Consider the following 20,575-nt stretch of genomic DNA (forward strand, 5'->3'; position numbering starts at 1 on the left):
ATAAATTACAGTATTAAAAACCTATCAGTACCAATAGAATCATTTCTACTTAGCCGACATTCTTACAAAGGATGTCGGCTTTTAATTTTTTAATAACATTTTATCATTTGTAGGGTTGGCTTGGTATCTTTGCACATTATGGGTACAACTACTGTCAATACAAATACTTCACTCGAGAATCTAGATCCTAAATCCTTTATAATTATAAAGAATGCCCGGGTCAATAATCTAAAAAACCTAAGCATAGCCATTCCTAGAAATAAGTTGATAATAGTTACAGGCTTATCGGGTTCAGGGAAATCTTCCTTGGCTTTCGACACGCTTTTTGCAGAAGGTCAGCGGATGTATGTAGAGAGCTTAAGCTCTTATGCTAGGCAATTTTTAGGAAGGATGGAAAAGCCTGAAGTAGAATACATCAAAGGAGTTTCACCAGCCATAGCCATACAACAAGGTGTAAACACCAAAAACCCAAGATCAACAGTGGGCACTACCACAGAGATCTACGATTATTTAAAGCTTCTTTTTAGTAGAATTGGCAGAACCATTTCTCCAATAAGTGGTGAGGAAGTAAAACACCATACCGTAACTGATGTAGTTGCTTATATCCACAGCTTCGATGAAGGTGATAAGGTAATGATAAGTTGCCCTTTGCATTTCAGCCCTGAAAGGTCCAAAGAGAAAGAACTGGAAATCCTATTGCAAAAAGGTTTCACCAGGGTTTTGGTAGATGGCGAAGTGTCATTTGTAGAGGAACTGCTGGAATCAGAAAAGTTACCTGAAGGGAACTTCGAGATATTAATAGACAGAGTATCAGTAAAAAAAGAGGACGAAGGAAATCAATTCAGAATCGCAGACAGTGTTCAAACATCTTTTTTTGAGGGATTGGGAGAATGCAAAGTTGTGATTCCGGACAAAGCCGTCAGAAGCTTTAGTGATAAATTTGAATTAGACGGCATTCAATTCGAATTGCCTACAGTGAACTTTTTTAGTTTTAACAACCCTTATGGGGCATGCAGGACTTGTGAAGGATTCGGCTCAGTTCTGGGAATAGACCCTGACTTGGTAATCCCTGACAAATCGCTTTCTATCTTTGAGGGGGCTATTGCACCATGGAGGGGAGAGACCACCAAAAAATGGTTGCAACCACTACTAAAGGATGGAATAAAATTTGATTTTCCCATCCATAGACCCTATGAGGACCTTGACGAAAGAGACAAAGCCATTTTATGGACAGGTAACAAATATTTCAAAGGCCTGAATGACTTTTTTGCTTTTCTACAAAGCAAGTTGCATAAGATACAGTATAGGGTAATGCTTTCCAGATTTAGGGGAAGAACTTCATGTCCTGATTGTAAAGGCACAAGGATCAGGAAAGATGCTTCCTATGTAAAAATAGCAGAGAAATCCATAACCGATCTCGTGCTTTTACCAATAGACAAAGCCTTACCATTCTTTGAAACGCTAGAACTTACAGAAACGGAAAAGAGCGTATCCCAGAGACTCCTAAAAGAGATCATCAACCGACTGGAGTACCTCGATCAGGTAGGACTTGGTTATTTAACGCTCAACAGGCTTACTTCATCTCTCTCTGGAGGGGAATTCCAAAGGATAAAACTCGCCACTTCTCTAGGCAGTGCTTTGGTGGGCTCTATGTACATCCTCGATGAGCCAAGCATTGGCCTACATCCAAGAGATACCGAACGGCTCATTAACGTATTGAAAGCCCTAAGAGACTTGGGCAATACAGTCATCGTAGTGGAGCATGAAGAAAAAATCATACTTACAGCAGACCAGGTAATAGACATCGGGCCTGATGCGGGTGTTCATGGTGGGGAACTGGTTTTTCAAGGTACCCTGAAAGAATTAATGGCGGCAGGAAATACACATACCGCCAGGTACCTAAGTGGAGAAGAGTCAATAAGTGCCAAAATCCACAATAGGAAATGGGATGAATACATTTTAATTAAAGGTGCCACAGAGAATAACCTGAAAAACATCACCGTTAAAATTCCATTAGAAGTCTTGACCGTAGTGACTGGAGTGAGTGGTTCAGGGAAATCTACTTTGGTAAAGAAGGTATTGTACCCGGCTATAGGTAAAATCCTAGGCTCCGTAAATGATGAAACAGGCCGTTTCGACAGACTTGATGGTCATTACAGGAACATCAATAGGGTAGAGTTTGTAGATCAAAACCCAATCGGAAAATCCTCAAGATCAAACCCGGTTACTTATGTAAAAGCCTATGACGGAATCAGGGCCTTGTATGCGGATCTTCCCATCTCCAAGCAAAGAGGCTATAAACCTGCTTTTTTTAGTTTCAATGTAGACGGAGGCCGATGCGAAGCTTGTCAGGGAGAAGGCACCCAAAAGATCGAAATGCAGTTTATGGCAGACATTTACCTTACCTGTGAATCCTGTAAAGGAAAGCGTTTCAAAAATGAAATATTGGATGCCAAATACAAGGGGAAAGACATTTCAGAAGTATTGGGCTTGACCATAGATGAGGCCATGGATTTTTTTAGTGAAAAATCAGCCATTATCCAGAAATTAAGCCCCCTTCAGGAAGTAGGTCTTGGCTATATTGGATTAGGTCAATCCTCCAATACCTTGAGTGGTGGAGAAGCACAAAGAGTAAAATTGGCTTCCTTTTTAGGTAAAAATGATTCCAGAAATCAGGAAAAAATATTGTTCATTTTTGATGAACCTACTACTGGCCTACATTTCCATGACATAAAAAAATTACTGTTTTCCATCAACTCTTTGATCGACCAAGGGCACACTGTACTCATAATTGAGCACAATACAGAGGTAATAATGGCAGCGGATTGGGTCATCGATTTAGGGCCGGAAGGAGGAGAAAAAGGGGGCAATGTTATTTTTGAGGGGGTACCGGAAGATTTAATGAAGGAAGAAAATAATTATACCGGAAAATACCTCGTAGAGCTCAAGAAGGCATAATAATATAAATATAAATAGGAATTTAATTATTTTTCTAGACAAAAAGTAATTTAAATGAATTTTATATATAGTTTTGTGCTATATATAAAATTTAGTCTTCTTTTGAATACAATCTAAGAGGAGCCTAAATCAAATATTTTGTTTCTACCTAATTATTTATATTGCCATGTTATTCAATTCAATTGAATTCCTAATTTTTTTACCACTAGTATTTTTCATTTATTGGTTTCTATTCCCTAAGAATTTAAAACTTCAAAACCTATGGATTTTGATAGCCAGTTATATTTTCTATGGCTGGTGGGATTACCGTTTTTTATCACTGATTTTTTTCAGTTCTCTAGTAGATTTTTTGATAGGGATACAGCTAAAAAAGCGTCAAAATATTAACCAAAGAAAGTTTCTACTTTTTATTAGTTTGGCAGTTAACCTCGGTTTTTTGGGCTTTTTTAAATACTATAATTTTTTCGCAGAAAGTTTTGCCGATGCTTTTACTTTATTAGGCAATACCATGGATCCTTCTCGGCTAAACATTATTTTACCGGTAGGCATCAGTTTTTATACCTTCCAGACAATGAGTTACACCATTGATGTGTACCGGAAAAAGATGGCTCCCGTTTCAGAACCCGTTGCATTTTTTGCTTATGTAAGCTTTTTCCCCCAGCTTGTAGCAGGCCCTATTGAAAGAGCAACGAACCTTTTGCCACAATTCTTTAAAAACAGAGATTTTAACTACACAAAAGCCAGCGATGGTTTGCGACAAATACTCTGGGGCTTATTCAAAAAGATCGTTATTGCAGATAATTGTGCGATCTATGTAAATGACATTTTCAATGATTACCAATCCTTTTCAGGTTTCACCTTATTATTAGGTGGGGTATTGTTCGCCTTTCAGATTTACGGAGATTTTTCAGGTTACTCAGATATAGCAATCGGTACATCTCGCCTATTCGGGTTTGATTTAAAAAAGAATTTTGCTTTCCCGTATTTCTCGCGTGACATTGCTGAATTCTGGCGAAGGTGGCACATTTCCCTTTCCACCTGGTTTAGGGATTATCTTTATATACCTCTAGGAGGAAGCAGGGATGGCCATGCTATTAGAAATATCTTTATCATATTTATTGTCAGTGGTTTTTGGCATGGAGCCAATTGGACATTTCTTTTTTGGGGTTTATTAAATGCCACCTTTTATCTCCCATTACTGTTGTCCAAAAAGAACAGAGTGCATACATCCGACACAGTAGCCGCAGGCAAATACTTGCCAAGTATTAGAGAAACTCTTCAAATGGGTATCACTTTTTTTCTGATTGTCATTGCTTGGATATTTTTTAGGGCAGACAGCTTATATATGGCATTTGACTATATATCCATCATCTTTTCGCCAAAATTCTTTGTCCTGCCCATCCAGGATTTTTGGAGTATGAATACTGGCAATCATTTAATATACCTGTTCTTTTTACTAATAGGCTTCATTCTTGTAGAATGGTTCCAACGAGAAAAGAATCACGGGCTCGAACTAGATTCCCAAAAGTTACCTAAAACGGTGAGGTGGGCATTTTACTACGTGGTTATTATCTTTTGCTTCATTATGAATGGGGTACAACAAGAATTCATTTATTTTCAATTTTAAGTACCATGAAAAGATTTATAAAAAATAGCCTATATTTTGTAATTCCTTTTGTGCTATATAGCTGTTTAATTGCTTTAATTGATCCATTCAATTATCTAAATGGCTTTGGAGTTACCAGTGAAGAGAAGAAAAAAGCCATTGCCTTGGACATTGAGCCTCACCTTTATAAAATGATTGACTTTAAAAACAATCCCAAGAAAAACTGGGTATTGGGTGACTCAAGAAGCAATGGATTATACATTGCCATGGACAGTTCTGCCTGGTCCAATTTGGCTTATGGGGGTGCAAGTTTAAAAGAAGTAATTCAATCGTTTTGGTGGGCCAGGGAAATAGAAAAACCTGACACCGTTTTGATTGGGATCAACCTAAATTTATACAATAAATTCAATCGTCGTTTTTGGGTAGAAGAGACCATCAACAGAAAAAGTAATTTTTTCACTTATGCCTTTAATAAATATACTTTCAATGCAACTTTTGCAATAATGGCTATCAATAATCAAGGCGAAGAAGAGAGCGAGTCCCAAGTAGAATTACCGGGAGCAAAAGAACAGTTTTGGAAGAAAAAATTGAATGGTACTGACAAGTTTTATAAAAACATTACTTACCCGGACGAATACCACAAGCAACTAAAAGAAATTGCAGACCATTGTAAAAAAGAGGGTATTAAGCTGATTTTCTGGATCCCACCCCTTCATAAAGATTATCATGAAGTATTGACAAAATATGAATTGGAGGAATTCGAAGCCAAATTCAAACATGATTTGTTTAGCTTAGGGGATGTTTTTGATTTCAATTATTCTTCTAATTTAACATTAGATGAAAACAATTTTAGGGACCCTGTCCATTTTAATGCACGGGTGGCCAAGCTAATTGAGGAAGAAATACGAAGTTATTCCCCGCACCACTCTACTCTATATAAAAAGAAATTGTTGGACTAAATTGGATAATTAGGTAGGTGGAAAATCTATATCAATTGATATTTACTTGAATTAGGGATAACTCACTGATTTAAAACTAATTTTTAGGCTGCATAAATAAACTTAAAGCAGCAAACCATCTTACCATATTAAACTATCTAGTCCGAAAATCTTCTTATAAGTTTATATACCGCTTATCCTTTTTTTAAAAGGATAATGCTGTCTAAATGCGTGAAATTTTCAATATTTAAAAAATTAAGGTAATTTAAGCATTCAATTAATTTTTATTAAAAATTGAAGTACATTACAAGTAGTTAACTTAAAGAATACCTAAGCCTAATCCATGTTAAAATTATTAAAAAGAACTTTATTTTTGGGTTCTATTTCATCGGTCTTGTTTCTCGCAAGCGCATATCAATCCATTGAAAACTTTGAACCCTACTCACAAGAAATTCCCGGAACAGGAATCTCATTTGATATGGTACCTATCCCTGAAGGGAGCTTCAAAATGGGAAGTAGTGATGGTGCATCAGATGAAGCCCCTGTTCACGAGGTGAAAATAGATCCATTTTGGATGGCATCTCATGAGACCACTTGGGATCTTTACGAATTATTTTTAGACAAGAGCTTTGAGGCTTCTTCAAGTGAAGGTCCGTTGACACCAGAAATTGATGGGTTGACAAGACCTTCTATACCCTATTTGGACATGACCTTCGGAATGGGTAAAGAGCATAAACCGGCAATAGCCATGACTCAATATGGTGCCATTCAATTCTGTAGATGGTTGTACCTCAAAACCGGTGTGTTTTTCCGTCTACCTACAGAGGCAGAGTGGGAATATGCCGCCCGTGCCGGCACCAAGACCAAATACTTTTTTGGAGACGACCCCTCTCAATTGGGTGAGTTTGCCTGGTACAAAGACAATAGTGAAGGCACCACGCATAAAATTGGACAAAAGAAACCAAATCCTTGGGGACTGTATGACATTTTAGGTAATGTCAATGAATGGACCATGGATCATTACGATGCCAATACCTACTCTAAACGAGGAGCTAAAGCAGACAATCCAATCCACTTATCTGAAGAACTATATCCTAAAGTGATAAGAGGAGGAAGCTATGATGACAGCCCTGAAGAATTGACCAGTACCAAGCGTGCTGCAAGCACCCCTGAATGGAAGAGAATAGATCCTCAAATACCAAAAAGCCAATGGTGGTTTCCAGAAGCACCATTTTTGGGAATGAGAGTAGTAAGGCCTCTTACTAGCCCAGATCCTGAATTCATTGAAAAATATTACGGCACTGCGCCGATGGAAGATTATTAAAATAAACTCAAAATAATAATGAAGGTAAATAATAGTAATGAAAGAAGAAATTTCATCAAAACTTCAGCAATTATAACTGGAGGTGCCATGTTAAGCCCGCTTACATTATCCGGAGCTTATGCAGCGGGAGATGATGCCATAAAAATTGCCGTTATTGGCTGTGGAGGTAGAGGGACAGGAGCAGTATTCCAAGCATTTGAAACCGGTCAAAACATTAAATTGGTGGCTATGGCAGATGCTTTCAAAGATCGTCTAGACCAAAGTTATGAACGTATATTAAAAAAATACGGTAAAGATAAAGTAGTTGTTTCTGAAGAGCAGAAATTTGTAGGCTTTGATGGTTACAAACATGCCATGAAAGAGGCTGACGTGGTGATAATAGCTACCCCTCCAGGTTTCCGTCCTGATCATTTTGAAGAGGCTGTTCGTCTTGAAAAGCAGATTTTCATGGAAAAACCAGTAGCTACTGATGCAATTGGTATCCGAAGAATTTTGGCCGCAGCCAAAACCGCAAAGGCCAAAAAACTAAACGTAGTTGTAGGCTTACAAAGACATTATCAAGACAATTATATCCAAACAATTGATAGAATTCACAATGGCGAAATTGGTGACATTATAGGTGGCCAGGTTTTTTGGAATGATGGTGGAGTTTGGGTAAGAGAACGTCAACCAGGCCAGACAGAAATGGAATACCAAATGAGAAACTGGTACTATTTCAATTGGCTATGTGGCGATCATATCACAGAACAGCACGTTCACAACCTAGATGTAGCCAACTGGGTGAAGAATAGTTACCCTGTTAAAGCAGAAGGAACAGGAGGAAGAACTGTAAGAAGAGGGAAAGAGAATGGTGAAATATTTGACCATCACGTCGTTCTTTTTACTTATGAAGATGGCACTGTCATCCACAGTGAATGTCGTCATTTCCCCGGTGCCCACAACCGAGTGGATGAAAGCTTCCAAGGAACAAAAGGTAAGGCCTATATGAATGCCGGACATGTGGGTAAACTAACAGATTTGAAAGGGAATAGCCTTTATGACCATGATGGCGCGGGCAATGCCAACCCATATCAAGTGGAGCATGATAAATTATTTGATGCAGTAGTGAAAGGCGAATACAAATACGCTGATGCTGAAAACGCGGCAAAAAGTACCATGACCTCTATTTTAGGTCGTTATGCAACTTATTCCGGCAAACCTGTTACCTGGGATGAAGGAATAAATTCAAATGTAAACCTAAGACCTGATAAGCTAGCATGGGATGCATTGCCAAAAGTACTTCCTAATGAAGATGGTTTTTATCCTTATGCAATACCTGGTCAAACTAAAGTAGTATAAGCTCATGGAAAGAAGAAAATTTATAAAAAACGTTTCTTTGGGAACCGCGGCGGCAGGAATAGCCGGAGTGAGTACCAGTCAAGCTACTCAGTTGAATGCTGATAAAGCAGATGCTACATTTAATTTAGACTATGCTCCTCACTTTGGCATGTTTAAAAATCTAGCAGGTGATGATCTTCTGGATCAGATTACCTACATGCATGAGCGTGGTTTTAGAAGCCTTGAAGACAATGGTATGATGCGTAGGACTCCTGAGATGCAGGAGAAAATAGGTAATCACCTCGCGAAGCTAGGCATGACCATGGGTGTCTTTGTTTTGGACAAAGGTGGCAATGGAGCAAATACCCTTGCTGCTGGAAATCAGGAATATGTGGATATATTTCTTGCAGGATGTAAAAAAGCCGTTGAAGTATCCAAAAGGGTAAATGCAAAATGGACCACTGTTGTTCCTGGAGATTATCATAGAAGCTTACCTCTTGACATACAAAATGCAAATGTTATAGAAGCTCTTCGCAAAGGTGCTGAAATACTGGAGCCTCATGGTCTAACCATGGTGCTTGAGCCTCTCAGTGACAACCCAAACCTTTATTTACGCTACTCTCCACAAACTTACCTTGTCTGTAAAGGAGTGGATAGTCCTAGCTGTAAGATATTATACGATATCTATCACCAGCAAAAAAATGAAGGACATCTCATTACGTTAATGGAGACCTGTTGGGATGAAATCGCCTATATACAAATAGGAGACAATCCTGGGCGTAAAGAACCCGGTACAGGTGAAATCAATTTCCAAAATGTTTTTAAATACATATACGAAAAAGGTTTCAAAGGTATATGTGGTATGGAGCATGGGAATTCTAAGCCTGGAAAAGAAGGTGAAGAAGCCGTAATTCAAGCCTATAGAAAAGCTGATAGTTTCCTCTAAAGAAGAAAAACATCTAATAATAAAAAGGGCTGATATTCAAGATATCAGCCCTTTTATATTTATCGTTTATTTGTAACTAAGCCAAAAACCCTTTTCGTTTCAAGATGGTCTCCACAAATTTAATCTCGTTTTGAGAATTGAAAATTCTAAAAGGAAGGTGAATAAACTGAGCCTTAGACAAAACTAGAATATAAGCATCCTCCTTGATTTGGGCATCCTTTATCATTTCCCACTTGATGGGCATACCCTGCTTACTATTGATTTTCATAAGCACCTGACGGCTATCTATTTCATAAGAGAGTTTCTCAAACATCACCTTATTTTGCTCCATTTGAGTGACTCCAGCAAACTGTATTACCCAAAAAAGCCAATACAATGCATAAGCAAGTAATGCCATGCTAATCCACCACCAAGAAGGAATCCAAAAATAACCACAAGCGATGGCCACAGCGATCAATACCACCCACCATTGCTCCTTTAATATGTTTTTTAACCCCTGTTTGATATAGGTACCTGTCTCCAGTTTGTATTTTTTTGTTTTTACGATCATTATAAAATATTCATTTTGCTGGGCAAATATCCTACCTTATCCATTAGATAGCAAGTTTATTTCTTATCCCTTTCTATTTTTTTACTTTTTTATATACCAATTTATGGCCAATGTGGTATTCTAAAGCCTTTTTTCCCTCATGGTAGGAATACTAATTTGTAAGTAAGCCTTCCTTGATTTCCTTCCATTCAGCTCTTCAAAATTAAAATCAACAAGGGGTATAAAAACTACATATGTTTTCATATTAGCTTGGATTTTGCTCCTGAACCATAAAACACAAGTCCTTTACTGACATGCATTTACCTGTAAGAAAATAAAATACTTATAGGTAATCCTGAGACCGGCAAGTTGATTTATTCAAATTATTATTGTAACTTATTGGTTAAAGATTCGATATGATGAATAGCTTGGTGATAGATTTGATTTTATGTGGTGTAGCCTATGTGGTATTAATTTACTTTGTAGCCACACTTACTAAGTCTAAAATCAAAAGAAACCGGAAGAACAATGACGAAGATGGTGATGGAGGCGTAGAAGACAATACACCACCAGTAATCGATTTACCGCCAGGTATAGTTTGGCCTTCAGATGAAAAGGACAAAAACCCAATTGCCTTTTAATTTCACTTTTTGCACTTATTACAAACTCCCTGAATCAATAAACTCATTTCCCTTAGTTCATATCCTTTAGGAAGTGAAACCTTAGGGAGTGAAATTTCCTCCAAACATCTGGTATTTCCGCACTTCTCACATTTGAAATGTACATGTTCGTGATCATGTCGGGTTTCAGCGGAACCATGATTACACAAGGCATATTTGGCAGCCCCAGTATCGTCAAGCACCTTATGAACAAGGTCATTCTCCAAAAATGTTTTTAGGGTTCTATAAATAGTAACCCTATCAAAATTTTCTTTCAACGCATCTTCAAGGTCAGAATGAGATAGTGCTATCTTTCTATTTAGAAAGGTAATAAGCACTTCTCTCCTACAACTGGTTACTCTTAGGTTATTGTCTTTTAATATTTCAGCCGTTTTATTAGCCATAATTTTTCCGTTTGTACGACATTTTTAATTAGCTGTTAGGTTTTCCTCAAATTAGAAGAAAACCTAACAGCTAGTTATTGTCCCTATCAAAGAAATCTATCCTAATAGATTATCTCATTTTCTTCCATGCCCTAAAAACAATTATTCCTCCTGCCAATGAAATAATGGTAGCAATGGTCGCTGGCAAAATTTGCCCATAAATCCAAAATCCCACCCCAAATAAAGCTGCATAAACCATTATAGAAGCGATCAACATCAAACCAATTTCCATTGGAAGTTGACCTGTCTCTTCTTTCACCTCAGGGTATTTTGCCAATAATTTTTTCCAGCCATGAGATGCCGGTCTTACTTTTTTATAGAAGGCAAGCAACACTTTATCATCTTCAGGTTTGGTCAATAATGTAACAGTTACCCAAGTTATGGTAGTGATAGAAACACCGAAAAGCAATTTCAGGTAACTCATTTCTTCCGGTATAGGTAAGAAACCCAATTTATTGTGAATTGATTCAAAATAGATTGCCACAATAAAGGAAACGATCATAGCAGAGATTTCTGTATAAGCATTAATCCTCCACCAGAACCAACGTAAAATAAAGATTAAACCAGTACCTGCTCCTATTTGTAACAATATATTGAAAGCTTCCAAGGCATTGGAAAGTACCGTTGCCAGTAAGGCTGCAAGCACCATAAGACCAACCGTAGAGATTCTTCCAACAGCTACCAATTCTTTGTCAGTTGCCTCAGGCTTAATAAATCTAGAGTAAAAATCATTAACTACATAAGATGAACCCCAGTTAAGGTGAGTTGACAAGGTTGACATTACAGCTGCTATCAAAGAGGCTAGCACAATCCCAATCAAGCCTTTAGGAAGAAAAGTAAGCATGGCAGAATAAGCCAAATCATCTCCTAGTTTGCTGGCTTCTATATTTGGGAAAGCCTCTTGCATGTCACTTAACTGCGGAAATAGAATTAAGGAAGACAAAGCAATTATGATCCAAGGCCAAGGACGAATAGCATAATGAGTAATATTAAACAACAATGTTGCACCAATGGCATTTTTCTCATCTTTAGCTGACAACATTCTTTGGGCGATGTACCCTCCTCCACCTGGCTCTGCTCCAGGGTACCAAGTGGCCCACCACTGAATGGCCAAAGGCATAATAAACAAAGGTATAAGTAAGTTCCAATCAGTAAAATCTGGTATTATATTAAGTTTACCTACAACATTAGGGTGTGTCAACAAGGCATCAAGACTACCGATTTCAGGCAAGGTAACTATATAGATAGCTGCACCGAATGCTCCAGCCATGGCGATGAAAAATTGGAAAAAGTCAGTAAGCAAAACCCCTTTAAGACCTCCCAAAGAACTATAAAACACTGTGACAACAGAAACAATCAAAAGCGTCTCCCAAGAACTAAGTCCAAGCATCACACCAAATATCTTAATTGCGGCTAGGGAAACAGTTGCCATAATTACCACGTTGAAAAACACCCCTAAATACAATGCTCTAAAGGCCCTTAAAAAAGCAGCCCCTTTTCCACCGTACCTCAATTCATAAAATTCCAAATCGGTGGTGACTTCAGACCTTCTCCATAGTTTTGCATAAACAAATACGGTCAGCATACCTGTTAGTAAAAATGCCCACCATACCCAGTTTCCTGAAACTCCATTTTTCCTTACAATGTCAGTTACTAGGTTTGGTGTATCTGCGGAGAATGTAGTGGCTACCATACTCACCCCCAATAACCACCAGGGCATATTTCTTCCGGAAAGGAAGAATTCTTTAGCGTTTTTACCCGCTGATTTAGAGGCATAAACCCCTATTAACATGGAAATAACAAAAAATGAAATGATTATTGCCCAATCAAGGATTGAAATATTCATGATGACGTATTTATAGTATAATTTTTTCGAATAATGGTTAAGCGTTGATAGTTTTACTCCTTGAGAAAGAAGAAAATTTTTCTAAATAAATAAAACTTTTTCAATTATTTTAAATAATTCCTTTAAATATTTGCGGGACGGGATGCATTTACCCCTCCAAAGTGTTTCAATAGACTACAAAGGTAAATATAAACCCTTTCAATAATATATATTTAAAAGTATTGTAAATTTACCAATTGGAAATGTTAAAAGTGACAAATTAATTTCTTTAGCCAATTAGGTATTTGGATTTATTACTATGAAAGACACAATATTGGACGCGCTTAAAGCTGCCTATACCTTAGATGCAGACGACTTGGTTGCCAATCGATTTGGTTCAGGACACATCCATAAGACATATAAGGTGGACAGCAGCACGCAGTCCTACATCTTACAAGAATTCAATGATGCTGTTTTTAAGCATCCTGAAAGGATTTCAAATAATCTCGGCTACCTTCTTGATAATTTTGACCCAGCCGACCTACATTTTGTCTTGCCATTACCTATTCCTAATAAACAAGGCGAACTTTTTACTGAGTTGGATGGTGGACTTTACAGGCTTTTTCCATTTGTCAATGGAATAACCCGAGATGATATAGACCATAAAGAGCAAGCCAGCAAAGCTGCTGAAGCCTTCGCTTACTTCGTAAAAGTATTTTCAAATACTGACTCAAGTAAACTTCAGGACACCATACAGGACTTTCATCACCTAGAATGGCGTTACAGTCAATTTGATGAGGCCCTTAAAAACCCCGCCATTGAAATAAATGACGAAACCAGGGAGATGATTGCCTATTATGAATTGCGAAAGGATTTGCTTGAGCAATATGGCATTTACCGCAAGCAGTTACCACTTCGAGCAACGCACAATGACACCAAAATAAACAATTTGATTTTCAGTGAAGACCTAAAGAAAGTCAATGCGGTAATAGATCTCGATACCATTATGGCCGGTTTCGTATTTTATGATTTTGGTGACCTAGCCCGAACGGTAGCTTGTACAAGAGATGAGTCTTCCTTGGACTGGGGAAATATAAATATAGATTTGGTTAAATATGAAGGCCTACTCGAAGGCTTCTATTCGGTATTGGCTGGCAATATTACTGATGAGGAGTTAGGTTCCCTTCCATTTGGGGCAGAAATGATGACCCTTATTATGGGACTTCGGTTTTTAACAGACCACCTCAATGGAAACATTTATTACCAGGTAGAATATTCTGAACAGAATCTTCATCGAGCAAAAAATCAGGCGGAATTACTGACAGCTTTTATGGCAAAAAGACAGGAAATCAACGCGCTTGAAGCCGATCTCAAGAAAAAATTTCTGTGAAGCTTTAAATAGGAAGATTTGTCCGGATTCTTTGATACTAAAATTGAATACCTAAAAGGAGTAGGCCCTCAGAAAGCCACTCTGATTAATAAGGAGTTGGATATTTTTACCTTCGGTGAAATGTTGCAACATTATCCTTTCAGGTATGAGGACAGGACAAAATTCTATAAGATTAGCGACATCCGGTCAGATATGCAACAAGTGCAATTGGTCGGCTCGATCTATTCATTTGAGACTATCGGAGATGGTAGAAAGAAACGGTTGGTAGCCCAATTTAGAGATGAAACCGGTGGGATTGAACTAACCTGGTTCAAAGGCATACAATGGGTTGCAAAAAGACTAGTAAAAGGCGCTCCAATGGTGGTCTTTGGTAAACCACAGCAGTATGGAAGAAAAATCAGTATTGCCCACCCAGAACTAGAACCTCTTACCAACAAGCAGCAAAAAGAGGTTAGTTTTCATCCGGTCTATCCTACTACTGAAAAGTTACGAAGCAGGTACCTCGACAGTAAAGGCATCTCCAAAATACTGGAGACCTTGCTGCCTTTGGTCCTTCCCAAGGTTCCTGAAACCTTGCCCTTACCTCTCTGCCAAGCATTAAAACTAGAACCTAAACCTATAGCATTAAAAGAGATTCACTTTCCCTCTGGTCACCAAACCTTAAAAAAGGCCCTCTATAGACTGAAATTTGAGGAATTCTTCTTCTTACAACTTCGGTTGTTAAAAATGAACCTTACCAGAACTGAACAGTATAGAGGAAAGGTATTGGACAAGACAGGTTTATTGACAAAATTTTACAAGGAATTTTTACCTTTTGACCTTACCAATGCCCAAAAAAGGGTAATCAGGGAAATATACAATAACCTGAAATCCGGCTTACAAATGAATCGGCTGGTACAGGGAGATGTGGGTTCAGGAAAAACCATTGTCGCTTTCATATGTCTTTTAGTGGCCGTTGATTCGGGCTTTCAGACCTGCCTTATGGCTCCAACTGAAATCCTTGCCACTCAGCATTACGAAGGGCTAAAAGATTTTTCCGCTAAGATGGGACTCAACATCGCATTGCTTACAGGATCTACCAGCAAAAAAAAACGAGCAATTATTCATGAAGCCTTAAAGTCAGGGGAATTGAATTTGCTGGTAGGAACACATGCCCTGCTGGAAGATGTGGTGGTCTTTAAACAATTAGGTCTTGCGATTATCGATGAGCAACATCGATTTGGAGTAGCACAAAGGGCTAAGCTATGGGGGAAGAACAGCGACTTTTACCCTCATGTACTGGTAATGACCGCAACACCCATTCCCAGAACTCTTGCGATGACCGTATATGGTGACCTGGATATCTCTGTGATAGATGAATTACCGGCAGGAAGAAAAGCTATACAAACTGTTCATAGGTATGACAAAGACCGATTAAGAGTATTTGGCTTTTTGAAAAAAGAACTCCAAAAAGGCCGACAGGTTTATATAGTTTACCCCTTAATCGAAGAGTCTGAAAAAAGTGACCTAAAAAGCCTAATGGATGGATACGAAAGTATTTGTAGGGCCTTCCCAGATTTGCCTATAGGCATATTGCATGGCAATATGAAACCTGCAGATAAGGATTTTGAGATGAATCGATTTGTTAAAAATGAAACCAAAATTATGGTAGCCACAACCGTTATTGAAGTAGGGGTAAATGTCCCTAATGCCTCAGTGATGGTGATCGAAAATGCCGAAAGATTTGGTCTCTCCCAGCTGCACCAGCTTAGAGGACGGGTAGGTAGAGGATCAGACCAATCCTACTGCATACTAATGAGCAAATATGAACTAAGCAAAGACAGCAGGGTACGATTAGATACAATGGTTAGAACAAATGACGGTTTTGAGATTGCAGATGTTGACCTCAAGTTAAGAGGACCTGGTGATTTGGCAGGCACACAGCAGTCGGGGATAACAGATTTAAAAATCGCGGATATTGGTAAAGACAGTGAAATACTTGTTCAGGCTCGCGCTTCAGCCCAAACTATTTTGGAAAAAGATCCACATCTTAACAGTATTGAAAATAAACCGATAGCAGATCAGTTGTCACGACTAAAAAAGAATGAAATGAATTGGAGCCGGATTTCTTGAACTATTTATCCAAAAAAGCCAGATTTTGGGCAGAACCACCTAAATTGGTATGTTTTTCGTTACAGGTTTCTTAAAACTAGACAATTATGTGGAACAAGATAATTTTTCGAAGTATGGTATTGCTAATACCTTTATGGTATTCATGTGTGCCGCAAAAGAAATACAACGAAGTAAATATAAGGAATGCAGAAATGATGCGTTCACTCAGGGAAACGGAAGGTAACCTTGACAGTGCTAGTAACAGCTTGGAGCAATTTAGGAAAAAAGCGAGCCAGCTTGAAGAAGAGTTAGCTGATTTCAAAAGAAAGAACAACGCTTTGGAAACCAAACTTGAAAGAGCCATTGCCGCTTCATCCTCAGTACAGCAGGAGCTTTCTGCCAAGGAGCAACGAATGATAGAGCAACAGGAGCGTTTGGATCTCTTGCAAAACCTACTCGATGAACAAAAAGCAGTGATGGAAGGGCTCAAGACCACCATTGACAAAGCTTTGGTTCAATACCGGTCAGATGAATTACAGGTGTATGAGCAGGATGGAAAGTTATATGTCTCCTTACAGGACAAGTTATTGTTTCCCTCAGGAAGCGCCACAGTTAATAAGGATGGTAAAGAAGCACTTAGTAAATTAGCAGTGGTGATAAACAATAGTCCTGAAATCCAAATACTAGTAGAAGGTCATACTGACAATGTGCCTATCCGTGGCAAATTTGAGGACAACTGGGCATTAAGTACAGCTAGAGCAACAGCCATTGTACGAATTCTTACCAATTCCTATGATGTTGTACCAGAGCGGGTAACTGCTGCTGGAAGGAGTTTCTACTATCCCAAGGCCTCCAATGAAACGGCTGAAGGAAGAGCAAAAAACAGGAGGACTGAAATTATTCTTACCCCTCAATTAAATGAATTGTTTCAATTGTTGCGGTAGTTGATAATATGGCATTGGAATATTATATGATTTATAAGCCTTTTGGTGTTCTGAGTCAATTCAGTGGCGAAGGGGATACGTTAGGCATGCTTAGTGATTTCCCTTCGGACGTTTACCCTGTGGGCAGACTGGACAAAGACAGTGAAGGCTTATTGTTGTTGACCAATGACAAGCGACTGAATCATTTGTTACTTGATCCAAACTATTCCCATGAGCGAACCTACTGGGTTCAGGTAGAAGGACAAATTACTGATAGCGCTTTGAAAGAACTGGAATCAGGGGTAAAAATTTCAGTCAATAAAAAAATTCACAATACCTTAAAGGCAAAAGCCGTTTTACTAGAGGATGTAGAAAAATTATTACCTGAAAGAAATCCACCTATCCGGTATAGAAAAAATGTTCCCGATTCTTGGATAGCTATAACCCTGAAAGAAGGTAAGAACAGGCAGGTAAGAAAAATGACTGCGGCTGTAGGTTTTCCTACGCTACGTTTGGTCAGGTGGTCCGTAGAGAAATTAACCATAGACGGTTTTGAGGCTGGTGAAGTTAGACTCCTAGATGGTGACACTCTTTATTCCACTTTAGGTATTTCGAGTAAAGCACAAACCGAGCAGGGCTTTAAAACCACCAAAAATCAAAAAACGAAAAAGAAGAAAAGGCACTAAATTGTGATAAAGAATGAATTGTTCTAATTTAGGCTTCTTATAGGCAAAATATCAATAGAAATTTCAAATATCCATTATGCATCAGGAGAAGATACAGGAAGTCATTAAGGAAGTAAAAAAAGTTGTAGTTGGTCAGGAAAAAATGGTCAACAGACTCTTAATTGGGTTATTTACCAACGGACATATTTTATTAGAGGGGGTACCCGGACTAGCTAAAACACTAACCGTAAACACCTTATCAAAGGTACTTCACCTTGACTTTAAGCGGATACAGTTTACCCCCGATTTATTGCCAGCTGATCTGATTGGTACAATGATTTACAATCAATTGAATGCAAATTTTGAGGTAAAAAAAGGGCCTATCTTTTCCAATATCATTTTAGCAGATGAGATCAATAGGTCTCCAGCTAAAGTACAGTCAGCCTTGCTTGAGGCCATGCAGGAAAAACAAGTGACCATCGGTGAAACTACATTTATGTTAGACAAGCCATTTTTGGTTTTGGCTACTCAAAATCCTGTAGATCAGGAGGGAACTTACCCTTTACCGGAAGCGCAGGTCGATCGATTCATGATGAAGGTAAATATAGAGTACCCTTCCAAATCAGATGAGTTGGAAGTCATGAGAAGAATGACCAACTCCAAATTTATTTCAGAAGTAAATCCAATACTGAACAAGGAAGATATTTTTGCCATAAGAAGTGCCATTAATGAGGTACAGATAGCAGAGGCTTTGGAAAATTACATCATAGAAATGGTCTTTTCTACCAGATTCCCTGAAAAATACGGCATGCACGAAGAGGCCAAATACATTCAATTCGGTGCTTCTCCAAGAGCATCTATCAACCTTAATCTTGCGGCCAAAGCCAATGCTTTTATGCAGGGAAGGGATTATGTTTTGCCAGAGGATATCAAAGAAATTGCTGAAGACGTGCTCAACCACAGGATAATTTTAAATTATGAGGCAGAGGCAGACGGTGTAAGTACCCGTGATTTGATTAATAAAATTCTCGATAAAATACCTTTGAACAAATCGGCTACTATACAGTAGCATAATTTTGCCGGAGGAAGTAGGGATTTGAATGAATAAAAACAAGCTATATTGGTTGTTACAAATTTTTGGTTGGCTGAGCTTTGCTTTGGTCAACCTGTTTTTTGTATCCATGGCTCGAGGTATAACACCCATTCAAATAGGTGCTTACTTTTCTTTGGCCATTGTCTATTTCGTCTCCACACATTTTTTTAGATATCAAATTAAACACAATAGTTGGCTTGAATTCCCAACCACCAAGCTAATTAGCCACGTATTGACAGCTGTTTTGATTTTGAGCTTGGTGAATACCCTATCACAAATCCTAATCAATTGGATTTTTGGCACCTTACATTACCCTCAAGATTTTAGGCCTTTGGTATTGATGGTCAACCTGTTTACCAGCTTTCTTTTTTATTCTCTGTGGTCCTTGTTATATTTCCTATTCTATTTTCTAGACAATTACAACTCCAGTCTGCAATACCAGGCAAGGATCAATGAAATCAAACTTATTCACCTTCGCAATCAATTAAACCCACATTTTATTTTCAATGCCCTAAATAGTGTTCGGGCTTTGGTAGATGAAGACCCTATAAAAGCAAAATCAGCCATTACTCAATTGTCCAATATATTGAGGTATTCCCTAGTAGTAGATAAGCACAAAACCATCTCCTTATCGGATGAAATGAAAACAGTTAAAGATTATTTAAACCTCGAGTCCATACGGTTTGAGGAGAGATTGAAGGTAATCTATGAAGTTGAGCCTAAGACAAATCAGTATAGGATTCCACCCATGATGCTACAAACCATCGTAGAAAATGCCATCAAACATGGGATTTCAAATTTGATGAAAGGTGGCCTAATTGAGATTAAATGTACCGTAGGCTTGTTGGATGATTTATACATCTGGGTAAGGAATAGCGGTCAGTTAAAACCTGCCGGAACCCCCAGAAAAAAAGGGGAAGGACATGGCATTGCCAATACCGTTCAACGGCTAAAACTGATTTTTGGGAACAAGGCCTCATTCAAGATATTCAATTACGGAAATGAATTTGTGGTGACAGAAATAAAAATACCGAAACAAAAAGGTTAAATTTAGAGGAAAATATAGATATTATGCGCGTATTAGTAGTAGATGACGAAAGGTTGGCCAGAAAAGAGCTTATCAGCTTACTAAGCCAAAATGACAACATAGAAATTTTAGGAGAGGCACCAAATGTGGATGAGGCCAAAGAGAAGATTGAATCCCTACAACCTGATGTAGTGTTTTTAGATATCCAAATGCCTGAAAAGACAGGCTTTGATCTTCTTGAAGAGCTTGATTATGTTCCTTTGGTAGTATTTATTACTGCTTATGATGAATTTGCCTTACAGGCATTTCAGGTAAATGCCCTGGACTATTTGTTGAAACCAATAGAACCAGAAAGACTAACCGAAACCTTAAAGAAACTAGAAAAAAAGCTCGAAGAGTTAAAAAAAGAAGAGACTTCAGATGCGGATCTTCCCAAAGACAAGCTTGCTTTAAATGACCAGGTTTTTGTAAAGGATGGGGATAAATGTTGGTTTGTAAAATTAGCAAATGTCCGCTTGTTTGAGTCTGATGGCAATTATATCAAAGTCTATTTCGAGAAAAACAAGCCAATGATTCACAAGTCGCTGAATGCGCTTGACGAAAGACTCGATGAAAAATCGTTCTTTAGAGCGAGTAGGAAACACATTATCAACTTGAGCTGGGTGGAGACCATAGAACCTTGGTTTAATGGTGGTTTGGTAGTCACTCTTAAGGGTGGAGAACGAATAGAAGTCAGCAGAAGACAAGCAGCAAGGTTCAAAGACTTGATGAGTTTATAACCATAAAAAGCAATTAGTTTGATTAAATGGTCAGTAAATTGATTCTTCCGTGCTTTTATTTG

At 38.3% G+C, this 20,575-nt stretch carries 18 protein-coding genes; 14 read left to right on the forward strand and 4 right to left on the reverse strand.

Annotation, left to right across the window (positions count from 1 at the left end):
* Window positions 1-138 precede the first annotated feature (138 nt).
* The 6 genes from uvrA to CA2015_RS07560 all read left to right on the forward strand — a co-directional run bounded on the left by uvrA (window position 139) and on the right by CA2015_RS07560 (window position 9,089).
* A complete protein-coding gene (gene uvrA / locus CA2015_RS07535; protein WP_048641357.1) occupies window positions 139-2,958 on the forward strand; it encodes an excinuclease ABC subunit UvrA in 2,820 nt (939 codons plus the stop codon).
* A 166-nt stretch (window positions 2,959-3,124) separates the two neighbouring features.
* The gene (locus CA2015_RS07540) at window positions 3,125-4,585 is read left to right on the forward strand and encodes an MBOAT family O-acyltransferase (RefSeq protein ID WP_048641358.1); all 1,461 of its coding nucleotides are present in this window, start codon (window positions 3,125-3,127) and stop codon (window positions 4,583-4,585) included.
* A gap of 5 nt (window positions 4,586-4,590) precedes the next feature.
* Complete coding sequence (locus CA2015_RS07545) at window positions 4,591-5,523, forward strand: hypothetical protein (protein ID WP_157470370.1); 933 nt, start codon at window positions 4,591-4,593, stop codon at window positions 5,521-5,523.
* Window positions 5,524-5,845: 322 nt separating this feature from the next.
* Window positions 5,846-6,826, forward strand: a complete 981-nt coding sequence (locus tag CA2015_RS07550) for a formylglycine-generating enzyme family protein (protein WP_048641360.1) — start codon at window positions 5,846-5,848, stop codon at window positions 6,824-6,826.
* 18 nt (window positions 6,827-6,844) lie between these two features.
* Entirely contained in the window at window positions 6,845-8,164 is a 1,320-nt protein-coding gene (locus tag CA2015_RS07555) for a Gfo/Idh/MocA family protein (protein WP_048641361.1), read from the forward strand.
* A 4-nt stretch (window positions 8,165-8,168) separates the two neighbouring features.
* Window positions 8,169-9,089: a hydroxypyruvate isomerase family protein gene (locus CA2015_RS07560; protein ID WP_048641362.1), complete on the forward strand. Its 921-nt coding sequence runs from the start codon at window positions 8,169-8,171 to the stop codon at window positions 9,087-9,089.
* Between the two features lie 76 nt (window positions 9,090-9,165).
* Here CA2015_RS07560 and CA2015_RS07565 read toward each other — a convergent pair whose 3' ends face one another.
* Together CA2015_RS07565 and CA2015_RS25290 are read right to left on the reverse strand one after the other, a co-directional pair.
* The gene (locus tag CA2015_RS07565) at window positions 9,166-9,639 is read right to left on the reverse strand and encodes a YcxB family protein (protein ID WP_048641363.1); all 474 of its coding nucleotides are present in this window, start codon (window positions 9,637-9,639) and stop codon (window positions 9,166-9,168) included.
* Window positions 9,640-9,759: 120 nt separating this feature from the next.
* Window positions 9,760-9,882 (reverse strand): hypothetical protein, encoded by a 123-nt coding sequence (locus CA2015_RS25290; RefSeq protein WP_262485594.1) that lies wholly within the window; start codon window positions 9,880-9,882, stop codon window positions 9,760-9,762.
* Window positions 9,883-10,037: 155 nt separating this feature from the next.
* Here CA2015_RS25290 and CA2015_RS07570 point away from each other — a divergent pair, with 155 nt between their 5' ends.
* Window positions 10,038-10,259: a hypothetical protein gene (locus tag CA2015_RS07570; protein WP_048641364.1), complete on the forward strand. Its 222-nt coding sequence runs from the start codon at window positions 10,038-10,040 to the stop codon at window positions 10,257-10,259.
* A gap of 2 nt (window positions 10,260-10,261) precedes the next feature.
* Here CA2015_RS07570 and CA2015_RS07575 read toward each other — a convergent pair whose 3' ends face one another.
* Entirely contained in the window at window positions 10,262-10,681 is a 420-nt protein-coding gene (locus CA2015_RS07575; RefSeq protein ID WP_048641365.1) for a Fur family transcriptional regulator, read from the reverse strand.
* Between the two features lie 109 nt (window positions 10,682-10,790).
* Window positions 10,791-12,566 carry a sodium:solute symporter family protein gene (locus CA2015_RS07580; protein ID WP_048641366.1) on the reverse strand — a complete coding sequence of 592 codons (1,776 nt, stop codon included), beginning with the start codon at window positions 12,564-12,566 and terminating at the stop codon, window positions 10,791-10,793.
* A 298-nt stretch (window positions 12,567-12,864) separates the two neighbouring features.
* On the opposite strand from CA2015_RS07580, the gene CA2015_RS07585 reads away from it, so the two are divergent.
* The 7 genes from CA2015_RS07585 (at window position 12,865) to CA2015_RS07615 (ending at window position 20,513) form a co-directional block, all read left to right on the forward strand.
* A complete protein-coding gene (locus CA2015_RS07585) occupies window positions 12,865-13,935 on the forward strand; it encodes a phosphotransferase enzyme family protein (protein ID WP_048641367.1) in 1,071 nt (356 codons plus the stop codon).
* Window positions 13,936-13,953: 18 nt separating this feature from the next.
* On the forward strand, window positions 13,954-16,047 hold the full coding sequence (gene recG / locus CA2015_RS07590; RefSeq protein WP_048641368.1) for an ATP-dependent DNA helicase RecG: 2,094 nt from the start codon (window positions 13,954-13,956) through the stop codon (window positions 16,045-16,047).
* Window positions 16,048-16,133: 86 nt separating this feature from the next.
* Entirely contained in the window at window positions 16,134-16,970 is an 837-nt protein-coding gene (locus tag CA2015_RS07595; protein ID WP_048641369.1) for an OmpA/MotB family protein, read from the forward strand.
* An 8-nt stretch (window positions 16,971-16,978) separates the two neighbouring features.
* On the forward strand, window positions 16,979-17,635 hold the full coding sequence (locus tag CA2015_RS07600; RefSeq protein WP_048641370.1) for a pseudouridine synthase: 657 nt from the start codon (window positions 16,979-16,981) through the stop codon (window positions 17,633-17,635).
* Window positions 17,636-17,711: 76 nt separating this feature from the next.
* Window positions 17,712-18,683 carry an AAA family ATPase gene (locus CA2015_RS07605; RefSeq protein WP_048641371.1) on the forward strand — a complete coding sequence of 324 codons (972 nt, stop codon included), beginning with the start codon at window positions 17,712-17,714 and terminating at the stop codon, window positions 18,681-18,683.
* A gap of 31 nt (window positions 18,684-18,714) precedes the next feature.
* Window positions 18,715-19,755, forward strand: coding sequence for a sensor histidine kinase (locus tag CA2015_RS07610; RefSeq protein WP_048641372.1), 1,041 nt, complete (start codon window positions 18,715-18,717; stop codon window positions 19,753-19,755).
* 23 nt (window positions 19,756-19,778) lie between these two features.
* Window positions 19,779-20,513 carry a LytR/AlgR family response regulator transcription factor gene (locus tag CA2015_RS07615; RefSeq protein WP_048641373.1) on the forward strand — a complete coding sequence of 245 codons (735 nt, stop codon included), beginning with the start codon at window positions 19,779-19,781 and terminating at the stop codon, window positions 20,511-20,513.
* Window positions 20,514-20,575: the final 62 nt, after the last annotated feature.

This window comes from Cyclobacterium amurskyense, assembly GCF_001050135.1.
Classification (GTDB): Bacteria; Bacteroidota; Bacteroidia; order Cytophagales; family Cyclobacteriaceae; genus Cyclobacterium; species Cyclobacterium amurskyense.